The sequence below is a fragment of the Flavobacterium hercynium genome (assembly GCF_002217285.1).
Classification (GTDB): domain Bacteria; phylum Bacteroidota; class Bacteroidia; order Flavobacteriales; family Flavobacteriaceae; genus Flavobacterium; species Flavobacterium hercynium.
In genome coordinates this window covers 58,978-73,615 of record NZ_MUGW01000035.1, presented here as the reverse complement: position 1 = coordinate 73,615, position 14,638 = coordinate 58,978, and the positions used below count along the sequence as shown (strand labels likewise).

Below are 14,638 nucleotides of genomic sequence, written 5' to 3'. Positions count from 1 at the left end.
AACTATTTAAATGTAAACAAAGGGGTAAATTATGAAATAAACAAAAACGTGATATTGAAAAAAAGAAAAACAGAAATTATAAAGTATACAAATGAAAACATTGAAGAGATTAGACTTTGTATAAATGGTTCAAAAGACACCGGAAATGGGACTTTGGCTTTTAGTAGATATTATTATGCAAAAATAAAACTACTAGACGGATCGTGTTTTGTCATCACATCTTTATATTCATCTAAGATTGATAAGATATTAGAAGAAAACTTCAAAGACATTAAGATCATAACAGAAAAAGTATTTTATCCCACAATTAAGTAATCATAAACACAACTAAGTTTTTTCGCTAACTGCTATTGTAGATGGGGCACTAATTACAGTCGGTGCAGGACATTTTGCTGTTGCTGTTGCACAATAGAGCCAAACCGGAGACTGGGTTTAAGCTTTAAATAATGCAGGACTGACTTTTGGAATTAGTTTTAATACGGATTTTGGGTATTATGGTGCTAAACCAGATGTAAAAATGGAGCTTTTGTAGCGGCTAAAGGGGATTTTTCGGAGAAGAAAGAGCAATCTCTCTCACAATCTAATAAAAGCGATTTCAAATCTGGATCTGCTATTATTGGTTATGAAGGAATCGTTCTGACTAAAGCAGAAATGCTCATTAAATATGGAGCTAAAGGACAAACCGTTTCTAATTTAAGGCACGTTTCTAATTCACTTAAACTAACATCAAAAGTTGGTAAAGTTTTGGGAGGAGCAGGATTATTTTTAACCTCTTATGAAGATTATGAATCAAATAATCTAGGTTGGGGAACAGTTGCAAAAATAGGAATTGGAGGTGCGCTTTTATTTGCATCTGCTGCTTTTAGCCTAAGTTATGTAGCTTTAGATATAGGAGTGGGTCTGTATACTGGAACTACAATTACAGATAGAATTGGAAATTATGTTAATGATAAAATGAAATAACAATGAGGATTATTTTTAATTATACATATTATAGAATTGCAAAATTTTATTTCAAAAGAGACGGTTTAGAGGCATTTACTGCATTGTTGACAATTTCTCTAATTAAAGCAATTTATTTAATGGATATTATTTTCTTGATAAGAGATTTGTTTTTAGATGTGGAGAAAGCAAATAAAGTTCATTTTTCAGAGAAAATAGTTGTTTTATTAATTCTTTTTTTAATATACCTATTTAACAGAAAGCAATATAAAGGCAAATATATTTTGTTTAGAGAAAAATGGAGTAATGAACAAAAAACCAAGAAACAAATTAAAGGATTTTTAGTGATACTATTTATATTATCTCCTTTGCTATTATTATTTATTATAGCTTCTATTTTTGGAAGAACAATTTTTTAAACTTCCAAAAACTCTAACAAAATAGAATTAAAACTAGGCTGCTGCTATATGAGCTTCAACTTCAGCAATTCTAGTAATATAGCAGGAGCTTGACCTTATTTCTGCGGTAAAGCAATTTACGAATATTCGTCAGGAAGCACACTATTTATAAAACAAGATGAAAGCATACTATTATTTATTGTTCAGATTGTATTCACAATTAATGAATCCTAAAAATGGATACGACGAAAGAACTGTAATTAATATTACAACTACAACAAGTACATTGATAGTTTACCTCTCTTTACTTACAATTTTGTTGTTTGTAGATTTTTATTATTTCAAAATACTTGATTTAATAAATCAAAATAGTATATCAGTCATTCTTAATATGTTTATTATTGGAATTATAAACTACGTGTATTTTATTAAAGACAAAAAATTTTTAGAAAAAGGTTTTAAAACCGATAAAAAAGGAGGATATGTTATAATACTATTTATTGTTTTAAATAGTATGTGTTTGCTTTATTTTGCAAATAAAAATCGCGAGAAAATTTTCGCAGAACGAGAAAAAGCAAGAATAGAAAAAAATCGATGATTAGTATTTATTATAAAATTTGCGTTGATACAATTATCAAATCAAAAACTACCAATAATGGAAATTGGAAATTTAGTACAATACTATTTTTGTCTGCTTTTTTAAGTTTAATTTTCATGTCAATAACTATTTCACTTAAAAGTTTCTTTCCTGAGTATGTAAATTACTCACTTTTCTCTGATAATCGCATAAAAAAAAGTTTAGACATAAAATTAGAAGCTATTATACTTTATCTAGTACCATCTCTTGTCATAAATTATTTTTTAATTATCTATAATAAGAGATATGAAAAATTACTTTTTAATTATAAACCAAGTAATGGAAAATATATGATTCGATTTATAATTTTTAGTTTAATCTTATTTCTAATAAGCATTTTTATTTCATAATAAATCTGTTCGTAAAAATAAAAACAATGAAAAATTACTATTATTATTTTCTATTTCGATTGTATTGGGTGTTTAGAGATTTTTCAAAAGAAGGACACAAAATGGCTTTGTTTTCTACTTCATTAGCAAGTACTTTCTTTTTATATTTTACTATTGATATAATTATGGGATTAGTCTATTTTTTTAAAGCTTCTGCTTCAATAGACTTAGGCGAAAATTATGCATTCTGGATATTATCCTTTATGTTCATTTTATGGGTTATTAACTATTATCTATTTGTAAAACCAAGAGTTTTTTTAAGGCAAAATTTCAAAAAAGATAAGACTGGAGGTATTCTCATTATAGTCTTTCTTAGTTCATTAGGATTTTTAATGATAATAGGTGGTAATAAAAACCGAGAAAAGATTTCTAAACAACGAGAAATAGAAAGAATAGAAAAACTTTCGAATTATGAATAATTGGATGACTGGTTTAGTAGCTAAGAAATATCAAAATTACAAGTTTTAGAAGCATTTCCAAAAACTGATACAACTACAACATAATCGCCCGAATACACATGAAAAATAAAACAAGCTACTCATACCAAGCAATATTGCTTAGGTAATAGATATCCTTACGTTTTGCAAAGAATTATATAAGCCCAAAATAAATAAACAATAAAAAAAACAAAAAAATTCTTATCCATTATTATCGTGTCGATAGTATTATCAAGCTGTGCTATAAACAGAAAAGTCAGTTATGATAATCTTAAAATGGATTTATCTGCTGTAAAGGCTGAAAGTCTCGGTGTAGCATTACTAGATCATAGACCTTCCGTTGTAAAGGGTCGGAGAAAACCATCACTTACAGGTTATATGAGAAGTTGTGCAGGAATTCCTTATCCAATGTCAACAACGACAGGCTGTAATTTTATAGATGAGATAGCCATCAACATGACAGAATCTCTAAACAGATCCAATACCAAGGCAACCAAAGTATCAACTAACTTCAAACAAGACGAGAACACCGTAAAACAGAACCTTTTTAACTCTGAAAGTGAGAAAAAAATCTTTATTGTTTTTAGAGAACTTCATACAGACGGATACGGAATTCAATTTCTTTACTATGATTTTGATGTTTCGGTATTTGACAATAGCAATAAAACAATTGCTTTTAAGCAATTTCATGAAAAAAGAAAATTAGGTGGAAATGCAGCCATTACAAATGGCAGATACAAAGAATACATGCCTAAAGCGATCGTAAAATTGTTTGAAGATGTCCTAAATGATACAGCTATTTTAGATGCATTGAACAATTAAAAAAAAGAAAGCTTCGGAATCACCCGAAGCTTTTTCTTTTTTGTTACTGCAATTGCTGATTCACTTCTTCGAACTTTGCAATTAGAGTATCAATTTTATTCTCTTGTTTTTTTATTTGTTTCGGACGAAGGTAAAACCAGTTAAACCCAATCCACAACAAAGTCAGTCCGTAGGTTAAGCACAATCCCAAAAGCGACATTCTGCTTGCGTATTCATACATATACAATCCAATTCCGATTGTTAGCACTACGAAGTAATAACCGATCATTTTGGTTTGTAAAAATTGCTGTTTCTTTTTTATCAAAAGCAGTTCCTGTAAATATTCCTGATTGGTTTGTGTTGTACTGATATTTTTATAATTACGTAATAATTTATTGTAAACGAATAAATACATTACCATCGCAAGAATCGTTAGCAGAATTCCAATTTTTGTCGAAATGAATTGCGGGTTATAGTAAACTCCAATACAAACAATAAACACACTCGTTACAACAAGTAAAACATTAAGTATCCATACGTTTCTCAAACCTGCTTTTTTAAATGTATGTAAGCGTGACATCAAATCTTTCATATCTGGTTCTTTAATGGATTGTCTTTTCCATAAATCTTTAAAATCTATATGATTATTGTAGTCCATTTTCTTTAAATTTTTGAGTTAATTTTTCTTTAATTCTGTGAATTTTCACTCGTACATTAGCTTCGGAAAGCCCAACGATTTTAGCAATCTCCGCCTGTTTTACATCTTCTAATTCTAATGAAATTATTACACGATCCGTTTCCGGCAATTCAGCAATGCATTTATATAAAAGCTGAATTTGTGGCTCGATAGAATAATGTTTTTCTTCTGTGAGATGAATCGGCAGATCTGACTTTTGAAAACGCTTTTCTTTTTCAATTTGTCTTAAACAATTATTAGAAGCAATTCTAAAAATCCAAGTTCCAATAGTCGATTCGTTTCTAAACGTTTCCAGCTTCTGCCAAACAATGATAAAAGTTTCCTGAGCTAAATCCTGAGCTACGTCATAATCGTTTACAAAACCCATGCAAAGCCTGAATATTCTATCCCAATATGTTTTATAGATATCTTCGAATTCCATTTTACGATTTTATAAAAGTGTCTAATTGTTTCAAATACCATTCCTGATCGTCGTACATTATAAAATGCAGGCCTTTAGCAGCATATTCAAAATGAGCGGATTTCAAGTTTTTGTATTGCTCTTCAATAGTTGGTTTTAAATTTATAAAATAGGATTCTAATAAAACTAATGAAGGGCATTTTATTGTTGCAATTTTCTTTCTCAAATCGACATTAAAAAAATCACAGTACATTTGACCGAAGGTTGTTCGATCTGATTTCACACTCCAATCTACAATTAAGTCAAGCTTTGAAGCATTTTGAACAAGTCTCGGCATCATTTGCTTTTGCATGTCGGAAAACTGAGTATCGGACATTGCTGTCATTTGAGTAATCATAGGCGAACAATCATTCTTCTGTTTTGATTGAAAAGACGTATCACTTAAAGCTGCTAAACAAGGTAAAGCATCTACCACTACGATTTTCCCAATCAGTCCCGGATAATCAGCGGCAATTGCCAAGGCTAACCCGCCTCCCATACTGTGACCAATTAAGATTGGTTTTTGGATTTTATTGTCTTTTATATAATGGGCGATCTCGGTTTTCCAATGTTCGAATGAAGGATTTGGCTGTGGTTGTACTCCGGCAAAACCTGCCATTGTAAGTGTATAACAAGTGAAATCTTTTTCGAAAACTGCTTTGGTTTCGTTCCAAACTTCTCCGGAAGAAGCAAATCCGGGGATGAAGAATAATGTTTGTTTTCCTTTTCCGGTTTTAATTACTTCGAAAGGATATGATTTTGTTTGTGCAAAAACATTAATACACAATGCTGAGAATAATAGGGCGATAATTAAAATATACTTTTTCATTTTTAATAGTTTTAAGTTGTTAAATAATCGGATCCGCCCTTTGGATACGAGAACTATTAAAATGTTACAACTTAATTCAAATTTTTAATGAAAAAATTCTAAATCTGAATGTTGGAGGTATTTTTAAGCGCTAAGAATGCGAAATTATTTGCGCGCAAAGACGCTAAGACGCAAAGGTTTTTCTTCAATCTTATTATTGTATGTGTTATTCAAAATAAAAATTTGTGAATTCGTGGCGAAAAAAAAAATAATTCCAATGTTGGAGGGGTTTTTAATCGCTAAGAATGCGAAATTATTTGCGCGCAAAGACGCTAAGGCGCAAAGGCTTTTCTACAATCTTATCATTGTATGTGTCATTCAAAATAGGAATTCGTGAATTCGTGGCGAAAAAAAAAATATTCCAATGTTGGAGGGGTTTTTAATCGCTAAGAATGCGAAATTATTTGCGCGCAAAGACGCTAAGGCGCAAAGGCTTTTCTACAATCTTATCATTGTATTTGTCATTCAAAATAGGAATTCGTGAATTACTTTGTCTGTTTACAAGCGCTCGAGTCTTGACGAAAAAAATACCCAACAAAAAAATCGCCACGAATTCACGAATTATTAAGTGTACATTCGTGAATTCGTGGCGAAAAAAAATATTAAAATTTATATTTATCCTACAAGGTTAATAATCTTACCAGGAACAATAATTACTTTATTTGGTGTTTTACCATCTAATTGTTTTAGCGTTCTTTCGTCTTTCATAATGATTTCCTCAATTTGAGCTGCAGTTAAATCTAAAGGCAATTCGATTGTGAAACGCATTTTTCCATTAAAAGAAACCGGATATTCTTTATTGGTTTCAACTAAATGTTTCGCTTCAAAAACTGGAAAAGGAACCGTTGCAATTGAAGTTGTATGTCCTAATTGCGACCATAATTCTTCTGCGATATGTGGTGCGTAAGGCGAAACCAAAATCGCTAAAGGTTCTAAAATTGCTCGTGAATGACAATTTTGAGTAGACAATTCATTTACACAAATCATAAATTGAGAAACAGAAGTGTTGAAAGAAAAACTCTCAATATCTTCGCCTACTTTTTTAATCGTTTTATGCAATGATTTTAAGTTGTCTTTTGTTGGTTCGTCGTTGTTTACAATTAAACCATTGTTCTCGTCAAAATACAAACGCCATAATTTTTTAAGGAATCCAAAAACTCCGGAAATTCCAGCAGTATTCCAAGGTTTTGCCTGCTCTAAAGGTCCTAAAAACATTTCGTACAAACGCAATGTATCAGCTCCATATTCAGCACAAATATCATCTGGCGTTACTACGTTATAATAGGATTTAGACATTTTTTCGACTTCACGTCCAACAATGTATTTTCCGTTTTCATCAAAAATAAATTCGGCAGTATTAAAATCTTCTCTCCAAGCTTTGAATTTTTCAATATTTAATTCATCCGAAGAATTTACAAAATGAACGTCAACACGAATTGGCTGTACTTTCTTATCTTCAATTTTATTTTTAGAAACAAAAATATTAGTTCCTTCTAATCTGTAGACATACGCAGTAGTTCCCAAAATCATTCCCTGATTGATCAGTTTTTTGAATGGTTCTTCGGTTGGAGCAAATCCTTTGTCTTTTAAGAATTTATTCCAGAAACGAGAATACAATAAGTGACCGGTTGCGTGCTCACTTCCTCCAATGTACAAATCAACACTTTCCCAATAGGCCAAAGCTTCCTTGCTCGCAAATTCATTTTCATTGTGTGCATCCATGTAACGCATCCAATACCATGAACTTCCTGCCCAACCTGGCATAGTGTTTAATTCCAGAGGGAAAATTGTTGCATTGTCAATCAACTCTGTGCTAACCACTTTAGCATTAACACTGTCCCAAGCCCAAACAGCTGCATTTCCTAAAGGAGGCAAACCATCTTCGGTTGGTAAATATTTTTCTACTTCCGGTAAGATAATCGGCAAATGTTTCGCATCGATCATTTTTGGAAGTCCATTTATGTAATATACAGGAAAAGGTTCTCCCCAATAACGCTGACGAGAAAAAACTGCATCACGCAAACGGTAATTTGTTTTTCCAGTTCCCTGTCCTATTTTTTCTAATTCAGCAATTGCTTTTTGCGTTGCAGCCTTATAATTTAATCCGTTTAAGAAATCAGAATTCGCAATTTCAACATTGTCTTTAGAACCGTAAGCAGCTTCAGAAATATCAATATTAGCAAAAATATTCTTGATCTCCGGCATTCCGTTTTGACCTTTAAAGAAATTAGCAAATGAGTAATCTCTTTCGTCTCCACAAGGAACCGCCATTACAGCACCAGTTCCGTATCCAGCCAAAACATAATCCCCAATCCAAACCGGAATTGGTTCTTTAGTAAAAGGATGTTCTGCATACGCTCCGGTAAATACTCCTGAAATTGTTTTTACATCTGCCATACGCTCACGCTCTGAACGTTTCGCTGTTTTTTCGATATAGGCTTCTACAGCTTCTTTTTGCTCCGGAGTCGTAATTTTCGCTACCAAATCATGTTCTGGTGCCAAAGTCATAAAGGTTACTCCAAAAATAGTGTCAGGGCGGGTTGTGAAAACTTCTATAAAAGAGTCTAAAGTCGAATGTCCAAAGTCTGAAAGTCCTGTTGCACTTTCCTCTTTCGACTTTTGACTTTTGACTTGAAACTTAACTAAAGCTCCCACCGATTTCCCGATCCAGTTTCTTTGTGATTCTTTGATCGATTCGCTCCAGTCAATATCATTTAAACCTTGTAGCAAGCGTTCTGCATAAGCAGAAATTCGCATGCTCCATTGGGTCATTTTTTTACGGATTACAGGATATCCTCCACGTTCAGAAACGCCGTTTACAATTTCGTCATTTGCTAAAACAGTTCCCAAACCAGGACACCAGTTTACTTCTGTCTCTGCCAAATACGTCATTCTGTATTGCAAAAGAACTTTTTCTTTCTGATCGTCAGAATATGAGTTCCATTCTTGTGCTGTAAAAATCATAACATTATCATCGCAAACCGCTTCTACTAATGCATTTCCGCTTTCTTCAAAAACAGTTACAAGATCTTTGATATCAAATGCTTTTCCTTGTTTTTTGCAATACCAGGAATTAAACAATTGAATAAAAATCCACTGTGTGTGTTTGTAATAATCAGGATTTGAGGTACGCACTTCACGTCCCCAATCAAATGAAAATCCTATTTTATCTAATTGCTTTCTGTAACCTGCAATTTGTTTTCCTTCTTTATCTACTCCTCCATCAATATTTACACGTGTTGTATCTTCCGGACGCTGACCTGTCTGAATAGCATATTGTTCTGCCGGCAATCCAAAACTATCGTAGCCCATAGGATGCAGCACATTAAAACCCTGATGTCTTTTGAAACGAGAATAAACATCTGATGCGATATACCCCAGCGGATGTCCAACGTGTAGTCCTGCTCCAGATGGATAAGGAAACATGTCTAAAACATAATGCTTCGGTTTTTCAGAATTGTTTTCTGCAGCAAAAGTTTGGTTTTCAGCCCAATATTTTTGCCATTTTTCTTCGATTTCGTTCGGATTGTATTTCATTCCCTGTTTATATTTTTATTTTAATGGAGTCGTGCTCTCGCTTACTCAAGTCAGTTCTAAGGTTCAAAGATTCTTAGTGACAAAGCTTTTAAGGCTTTATCACGAAAATTACGAGTTGCAAATTTACGTTTATTGTGGATTGTACCAAAGTAATTTTATTAGATAAAAAATAATGATAAAATTAGACTTTAAACAAGCATGAATAGTAAGTTTTTCATTTAAGTATCTAGCGACATTTCTTCTCTTTCTGATTTTTAAACAATTGCAAAAAATAATTTTATGTCGAAATTGATTATTTTAGAGGTGTTTTTAAAAGAGAAAATGAAAAACAATAAAAAATATTCTGTTGAAGTCCGACTCTGGATTGAAGAAGCCGAAGGTCCCTTTTTAGGAATTGGAAAAATCTGGCTCCTCGAAAACATCCGAAAAACCGGATCGATTACCAATGCAGCAAAAGAAATGAAAATGGCGTATCGTCAAGCCTGGCAATTGGTGGAAGAAATGAATCAGCGTGCAGAAAACCCATTGGTAGAAAAACTTCTTGGCGGAAAAGGCGGCGGTGGCGCAAAACTGACTGAAGCTGGTGAAAAAGCTATTATTATCTTTTACGAAATTGAAAAACGAATTAAAGATTTTGCTGAAAAAGAAACTCAAAATTTAAAATTTTAAGTAAAACAGCTTCCTATTACAACTTAATGCCGATTTTATTAGCGTTCATTTCAATATCTAATCGTATATTTATGATACGAAGTTAAAAGTTTGGTCGTTATTAGCTTCAAATAAAGAAATTCTTTATTATTTTTACCACATAATTTAAGCATACTATGAGTTCTAACTTTGATAAATTTCAAAAACGCAGGTTAATTTCCTCCTATTTTTCGGTTGTATTAAGTGTTTTTCTGGTACTTTTCCTTTTGGGAGTGCTGGGATTATTTATTATCAATTCTAAAAAACTGGCTGATGATTTTAAAGAAAAAATCGCAATGACGGTTTTCTTTAAAAATGAAGCTAATGATAGTGTTATCAAAGCATTTAATACGGAACTAAAAAAAGCGCCTTTTGCGAGATCTTATGTTTATGTTACCAAAGAAAAAGCAGCAAAAGAACACACTGATATTATCGGTGAAGATTTCCTGACTTTCTTAGGAGAAAATCCGTTATTGAACTCTTACGATATTCACCTAAAAGCAGACTATGTGGAACGTGACAGCATTCTTGAAATTGAAAGTAACTTACGCAAAAACGCTATGATTTCTGATATTGTTTACGACAAACAATTAGTAAATCTGGTAAACGACAATATCAAAAAAGTTAGTATGTGGATTTTGATTATTAGTGGTTTCTTAACTGTGATCGCTGTTTTATTAATCAACAGTTCATTACGTCTTTCTATACATTCTAACCGTTTTATCATTAAAACAATGCAAATGGTAGGTGCTACAAAATCATTTATTCGTAAACCATTTGTAATGCGAAGCGTAAAGTTAGGAATTCTTGGTGCCGGCTTAGCCATCATCGCTTTAGTTGGACTTTTATTTTATGTAGAATCAAATTTCCCTGGATTGGGAATCCTAGAAGATAAGATCCTAATTGGTTTAGTATTACTTGCCGTTTTTGGATTAGGTGTTCTAATTACTTGGCTGAGTACACACTTTGCAACACAACGTTTCCTAAACTTAAGAACTGACGATCTGTATTAATTTTAGATTGCAGCAATGATATTAGAATTTTTTAAAAACAAAAATGAAAAATAAAGAAGAACAAAAAAAACAGGAATTTCTTTTTGACACTGTCAACTACAAGATCTTATTAATTGGGATTGCCGTTATTGCATTGGGTTTTATCTTAATGTCTGGTGGAGGAAGTAATGATCCGAATGTTTTTAATGAAGAAATTTTCAATTTTAGACGTATTCGTTTAGCGCCTACGACGGTTTTAATCGGATTTGGAATTACAATTTATTCTATTTTCAAAAAATCTAAATAGACTTTCTTAGACAACTTAGAATATTAGATTTTTAGATCATTAGAAATTGCTCTTTACTAAAAATCCAACAATCTAAGAAGTCTAAAAATCTAACAATCTCAAAAACTAAATGAATACATTACAAGCTATTATCCTTGCCATAATTGAAGGAATTACAGAATTCTTACCTGTATCTTCAACTGGCCACATGATTATTGCGTCTTCTTTTTTCGGAATTGCGCATGACGATTTTACTAAACTTTTTACAATCGTTATTCAACTGGGTGCGATACTATCGGTAGTAGTTTTATATTTTAAACGTTTTTTTCAGACACTTGATTTTTACTTCAAGCTTTTGGTTGCTTTTATTCCTGCTGTCGTTTTAGGATTATTGTTAAGTGATTTTATCGATGACTTATTAGAAAACCCTGTAACTGTTGCTGTTTCACTTTTAATTGGTGGAATCATTTTATTGAAAGTAGACGAATGGTTTAACACACCTGATACTGCCGAAAAACCACAGGAGATCACTTATTTACAAGCGCTAAAAATTGGATTATTTCAATGTTTGGCTATGATTCCTGGAGTTTCAAGAAGTGGCGCCAGTATTGTAGGTGGAATGTCTCAAAAACTAAGCAGAACTACAGCTGCAGAATTCTCATTCTTTCTTGCTGTACCAACTATGTTAGGAGCAACGGCAAAAAAATGCTACGATTATTACAAAGCCGGATTCGAACTATCTCACGATCAGGTTAATTTATTGGTTATTGGAAATGTTGTTGCGTTTATTGTAGCGCTTTTAGCTATTAAAACCTTTATTGGGTTTCTAACTAAAAATGGCTTTAAAGTTTTTGGTTATTACCGAATCATTGCCGGAATCATTTTATTATTGATTCACTTTTTCATTCATCCCCTTACGATTATATAATGACAACTGAAGAATATCTGGACGGACAAGTTTTATTGATAGACAAACCTTTAAAATGGAGTTCGTTTCAAGCTGTCAATAAACTAAAATATCTTTTAATTAATAAAGTTGGACTTCCAAAAAAGTTTAAAATTGGTCACGCCGGAACTTTAGATCCATTGGCAACAGGCTTATTGCTAATCTGTACTGGGAAATTCACAAAGAGAATTTCAGAACTTCAAGGACAAGCGAAGGAATATACTGGAACTTTTTATATTGGAGCTACTACTCCATCGTATGATTTAGAAACGGAAATTGACGCAACTTACCCAACTTCTCATATTGATGATGCGTTGATTCATGAAACAGTGAAACAATTTCTTGGTGAAATAGACCAGAAACCACCCATTTTTTCTGCCATAAAAAAAGACGGTGTTCGTTTATATGAACATGCACGTGCGGGAGAAACGGTAGAAATTGCAAGCAGAAAAACGACGATTCACGAATTTGAAATAACGAGAATTGCTTTGCCGGAAATCGATTTTAGAGTGGTGTGCAGTAAAGGAACTTACATTCGTTCTTTAGCCTATGATTTTGGAAAAGCTATGAATTCAGGATCGCATTTAACAGTATTGCGCCGAACTAAAATTGGAGAATACGATGTTAAAAATGCTATTGACATTACTTTATTTGAAGAAGAACTTTTAAAGTTAAAATAAAAAAAATTGGCACATTACAAAACTATATGATGTAATGTGCCAAATTCCAATCTGAAATAATAATATTCCATATTTGCTCACCTTTTTAAAGATACTGTGACATTCTTTTGCCGCCAAACAATTCTTTAGAAAAAAAATCGTAAAATCTTTCGAATAACTTTTTCATAATAGTGTATTTTTAATAATTAAACATTAAAACATTCACCAATAAAAACAGTAAATCAGAAAATAAATAATAGATGTGGGCCTCATATTTATAATACCAAGATACACAAAACTTTTATTTAAAAACAAATTTTAAGAAAATTTTAAGAAAACAAAGTGCTTATTTACAAGTAATTAACTTTTTTACTACCGTTTTAAGCTACAAAACAAATACTACTACAATCTGTTGTATTTTATATTTTCCATTATTTGCATTAGTTCGTCCTGTACAGCAATTCCTTTATCGCCTAAATACCACAATTGCAAATCGGTTTTAATCTTATCATCGATAACACCAAATTCTTTTTTGTAGTTCGCTATTAAATCTATGGCGCCTTTAGGTCTTGGTCCCCAATCTGCACGTACAATTCCGGCTTCTTTGCAAATTACAATGAGTTTAGGAATCGCTTTTCCGCCATTTGTTAGATATTGCTGCATCAAATCATCATTTTCATCTCGTAAAACAATTCTTAGATCTATTTTTTTATCTGATGCTAAAGCCATTTTATTAATGATGGGAAGAATTTGTGCTGCATCGCCACACCATCCTTCGGAAATAACAAGCCAAATGTACTGATGATCTAGTTTTTGCAGTTTAGAAATGGTTTCCTCTGAAATTTTAATTGTTTTATCAAGCCTGTTCATTCTGGCTTCATTCAATTTGGAGTAATTCGTTAAACTCTCCGATTGTTCGTTGCCTGTGGATTTTTCTTCAGACAACAAATCCGTAACTAGTTTTCTATATTCTGCATAAGAATGACTGTTGAATAATGCTTTGGCTACAATACTTTTCATACTTCTTTCGTTTTTAATACCATAAAATTAAAGATTCAAAAAGGGAATCACTATGACTTTTATCACACTGAAAGAAAATCACAATAAAAAACCTTATAAATTTAAGAATAAAAAGAACAATTAATTTTTTTAAAAGCTATTTTAAAAAAACAGAATATGTCTATATTTGCACAAAATAACGCAACACACATGAAATATAAAAGAATTCTTCTAAAATTGAGTGGCGAAGCCTTAATGGGTGATTTACAATACGGAATTGACCCAAAAAGATTAGCTGAATATGCTGATGAGATTAAGCAAATTCACAATAAAGGAGTAGAAATTGCCATTGTTATTGGAGGAGGAAATATTTTTAGAGGCGTTGCAGGAGCAAGTGCCGGTATGGATAGAGTACAAGGCGATTATATGGGAATGCTTGCTACGGTTATCAACGGTATGGCTTTACAAGGTGCCCTTGAAGACAAAGGAATGAAAACACGTTTGCAGACTGCTTTAAAAATGGAATCTATTGCAGAACCATACATTAAAAGAAGAGCAGATCGTCATCTTGAAAAAGGCAGAATTGTAATTTTTGGAGCAGGAACAGGAAATCCTTACTTCACTACTGACACCGCAGCTGTTTTAAGAGGTATCGAAATCAATGCAGATGTTATTCTAAAAGGAACACGTGTTGACGGAGTATATGATTCTGATCCTGAAAAAAATGCTGCAGCAGTAAAATTCGATTTCATTTCGTTTGATGATGTTCTTAAAAAAGGATTAAACGTAATGGATACCACTGCTTTTACACTGAGCCAGGAAAATAAATTACCAATCGTAGTTTTCGATATGAACAAAATTGGAAATTTACTAAAAATCTGTGATGGTGAAAACATCGGAACTGTAGTAAATATCTAGATTAGT

The 14,638-nt window shown here is 32.2% G+C and carries 16 protein-coding genes and 1 pseudogene; 12 read left to right on the top strand and 5 right to left on the bottom strand.

Annotated elements, in window-relative coordinates; genetic code table 11:
• The 6 genes and pseudogenes from B0A66_RS16605 to B0A66_RS16575 form a co-directional block, all read left to right on the top strand.
• Window positions 1–315, top strand: a pseudogene (locus tag B0A66_RS16605) (hypothetical protein); the annotation flags it as partial.
• A gap of 336 nt (window positions 316–651) precedes the next feature.
• Complete coding sequence (locus tag B0A66_RS16600) at window positions 652–963, top strand: hypothetical protein (protein ID WP_089050975.1); 312 nt, start codon at window positions 652–654, stop codon at window positions 961–963.
• A 2-nt stretch (window positions 964–965) separates the two neighbouring features.
• Window positions 966–1,361: a hypothetical protein gene (locus B0A66_RS16595; RefSeq protein WP_089050974.1), complete on the top strand. Its 396-nt coding sequence runs from the start codon at window positions 966–968 to the stop codon at window positions 1,359–1,361.
• Window positions 1,362–1,563: 202 nt separating this feature from the next.
• Window positions 1,564–1,938: a hypothetical protein gene (locus tag B0A66_RS16590; protein ID WP_089050973.1), complete on the top strand. Its 375-nt coding sequence runs from the start codon at window positions 1,564–1,566 to the stop codon at window positions 1,936–1,938.
• A gap of 415 nt (window positions 1,939–2,353) precedes the next feature.
• Window positions 2,354–2,785, top strand: coding sequence for a hypothetical protein (locus B0A66_RS16580; protein ID WP_089050971.1), 432 nt, complete (start codon window positions 2,354–2,356; stop codon window positions 2,783–2,785).
• Window positions 2,786–3,019: 234 nt separating this feature from the next.
• Window positions 3,020–3,625 (top strand): hypothetical protein, encoded by a 606-nt coding sequence (locus B0A66_RS16575; RefSeq protein ID WP_123868252.1) that lies wholly within the window; start codon window positions 3,020–3,022, stop codon window positions 3,623–3,625.
• Window positions 3,626–3,668: 43 nt separating this feature from the next.
• Here the strand turns inward: B0A66_RS16575 and B0A66_RS16570 are convergent, their stop codons facing one another.
• From B0A66_RS16570 to leuS, 4 genes are all read right to left on the bottom strand, one after another.
• The gene (locus tag B0A66_RS16570) at window positions 3,669–4,262 is read right to left on the bottom strand and encodes a hypothetical protein (protein ID WP_089050969.1); all 594 of its coding nucleotides are present in this window, start codon (window positions 4,260–4,262) and stop codon (window positions 3,669–3,671) included.
• Window positions 4,249–4,722, bottom strand: coding sequence for an RNA polymerase sigma factor (locus tag B0A66_RS16565; protein WP_089050968.1), 474 nt, complete (start codon window positions 4,720–4,722; stop codon window positions 4,249–4,251). The genes B0A66_RS16570 and B0A66_RS16565 overlap by 14 nt, the downstream gene beginning before the upstream one ends.
• 1 nt (window position 4,723) lies before the next feature.
• Complete coding sequence (locus B0A66_RS16560) at window positions 4,724–5,569, bottom strand: alpha/beta fold hydrolase (RefSeq protein ID WP_089050967.1); 846 nt, start codon at window positions 5,567–5,569, stop codon at window positions 4,724–4,726.
• 654 nt (window positions 5,570–6,223) lie between these two features.
• Window positions 6,224–9,145 carry a leucine--tRNA ligase gene (gene leuS, locus B0A66_RS16550; RefSeq protein WP_089050965.1) on the bottom strand — a complete coding sequence of 974 codons (2,922 nt, stop codon included), beginning with the start codon at window positions 9,143–9,145 and terminating at the stop codon, window positions 6,224–6,226.
• Window positions 9,146–9,466: 321 nt separating this feature from the next.
• Here leuS and B0A66_RS16545 point away from each other — a divergent pair, with 321 nt between their 5' ends.
• The 5 genes from B0A66_RS16545 to truB all read left to right on the top strand — a co-directional run bounded on the left by B0A66_RS16545 (window position 9,467) and on the right by truB (window position 12,736).
• Window positions 9,467–9,814 carry a winged helix-turn-helix domain-containing protein gene (locus tag B0A66_RS16545; protein WP_089050980.1) on the top strand — a complete coding sequence of 116 codons (348 nt, stop codon included), beginning with the start codon at window positions 9,467–9,469 and terminating at the stop codon, window positions 9,812–9,814.
• A gap of 155 nt (window positions 9,815–9,969) precedes the next feature.
• The gene (locus B0A66_RS16540) at window positions 9,970–10,845 is read left to right on the top strand and encodes a cell division protein FtsX (RefSeq protein ID WP_089050964.1); all 876 of its coding nucleotides are present in this window, start codon (window positions 9,970–9,972) and stop codon (window positions 10,843–10,845) included.
• Between the two features lie 43 nt (window positions 10,846–10,888).
• Window positions 10,889–11,131, top strand: a complete 243-nt coding sequence (locus tag B0A66_RS16535) for a DUF3098 domain-containing protein (protein WP_089050963.1) — start codon at window positions 10,889–10,891, stop codon at window positions 11,129–11,131.
• 109 nt (window positions 11,132–11,240) lie between these two features.
• Entirely contained in the window at window positions 11,241–12,038 is a 798-nt protein-coding gene (locus B0A66_RS16530; RefSeq protein WP_089050962.1) for an undecaprenyl-diphosphate phosphatase, read from the top strand.
• Window positions 12,038–12,736 (top strand): tRNA pseudouridine(55) synthase TruB, encoded by a 699-nt coding sequence (truB, locus tag B0A66_RS16525; RefSeq protein ID WP_089050961.1) that lies wholly within the window; start codon window positions 12,038–12,040, stop codon window positions 12,734–12,736. Before B0A66_RS16530 ends, truB begins: the two co-directional genes overlap by 1 nt.
• A gap of 381 nt (window positions 12,737–13,117) precedes the next feature.
• On the opposite strand, the gene B0A66_RS16520 is transcribed toward truB, so the two are convergent.
• Window positions 13,118–13,735, bottom strand: coding sequence for a thioredoxin family protein (locus B0A66_RS16520; protein WP_089050960.1), 618 nt, complete (start codon window positions 13,733–13,735; stop codon window positions 13,118–13,120).
• Window positions 13,736–13,924: 189 nt separating this feature from the next.
• On the opposite strand from B0A66_RS16520, the gene pyrH reads away from it, so the two are divergent.
• On the top strand, window positions 13,925–14,632 hold the full coding sequence (pyrH, locus tag B0A66_RS16515; RefSeq protein ID WP_089050959.1) for a UMP kinase: 708 nt from the start codon (window positions 13,925–13,927) through the stop codon (window positions 14,630–14,632).
• The last annotated feature ends 6 nt before the right edge of the window (window positions 14,633–14,638 follow it).

What these genes read in the sequence shown, in the direction of transcription:
- B0A66_RS16600 (WP_089050975.1), top strand. Translation starts at nt 652, where the DNA reads ATGCTCATTAAATATGGAGCTAAAGGACAAACCGTTTCTAATTTAAGG.
- B0A66_RS16595 (WP_089050974.1), top strand. Translation starts at nt 966, where the DNA reads ATGAGGATTATTTTTAATTATACATATTATAGAATTGCAAAATTTTAT.
- B0A66_RS16590 (WP_089050973.1), top strand. Translation starts at nt 1,564, where the DNA reads ATGAATCCTAAAAATGGATACGACGAAAGAACTGTAATTAATATTACA.
- B0A66_RS16580 (WP_089050971.1), top strand. Translation starts at nt 2,354, where the DNA reads ATGAAAAATTACTATTATTATTTTCTATTTCGATTGTATTGGGTGTTT.
- B0A66_RS16570 (WP_089050969.1), bottom strand. Translation starts at nt 4,262, where the DNA reads ATGGACTACAATAATCATATAGATTTTAAAGATTTATGGAAAAGACAA.
- B0A66_RS16565 (WP_089050968.1), bottom strand. Translation starts at nt 4,722, where the DNA reads ATGGAATTCGAAGATATCTATAAAACATATTGGGATAGAATATTCAGG.
- B0A66_RS16560 (WP_089050967.1), bottom strand. Translation starts at nt 5,569, where the DNA reads ATGAAAAAGTATATTTTAATTATCGCCCTATTATTCTCAGCATTGTGT.
- leuS (WP_089050965.1), bottom strand. Translation starts at nt 9,145, where the DNA reads ATGAAATACAATCCGAACGAAATCGAAGAAAAATGGCAAAAATATTGG.
- B0A66_RS16545 (WP_089050980.1), top strand. Translation starts at nt 9,467, where the DNA reads ATGAAAAACAATAAAAAATATTCTGTTGAAGTCCGACTCTGGATTGAA.
- B0A66_RS16540 (WP_089050964.1), top strand. Translation starts at nt 9,970, where the DNA reads ATGAGTTCTAACTTTGATAAATTTCAAAAACGCAGGTTAATTTCCTCC.
- B0A66_RS16535 (WP_089050963.1), top strand. Translation starts at nt 10,889, where the DNA reads ATGAAAAATAAAGAAGAACAAAAAAAACAGGAATTTCTTTTTGACACT.
- B0A66_RS16530 (WP_089050962.1), top strand. Translation starts at nt 11,241, where the DNA reads ATGAATACATTACAAGCTATTATCCTTGCCATAATTGAAGGAATTACA.
- truB (WP_089050961.1), top strand. Translation starts at nt 12,038, where the DNA reads ATGACAACTGAAGAATATCTGGACGGACAAGTTTTATTGATAGACAAA.
- B0A66_RS16520 (WP_089050960.1), bottom strand. Translation starts at nt 13,735, where the DNA reads ATGAAAAGTATTGTAGCCAAAGCATTATTCAACAGTCATTCTTATGCA.
- pyrH (WP_089050959.1), top strand. Translation starts at nt 13,925, where the DNA reads ATGAAATATAAAAGAATTCTTCTAAAATTGAGTGGCGAAGCCTTAATG.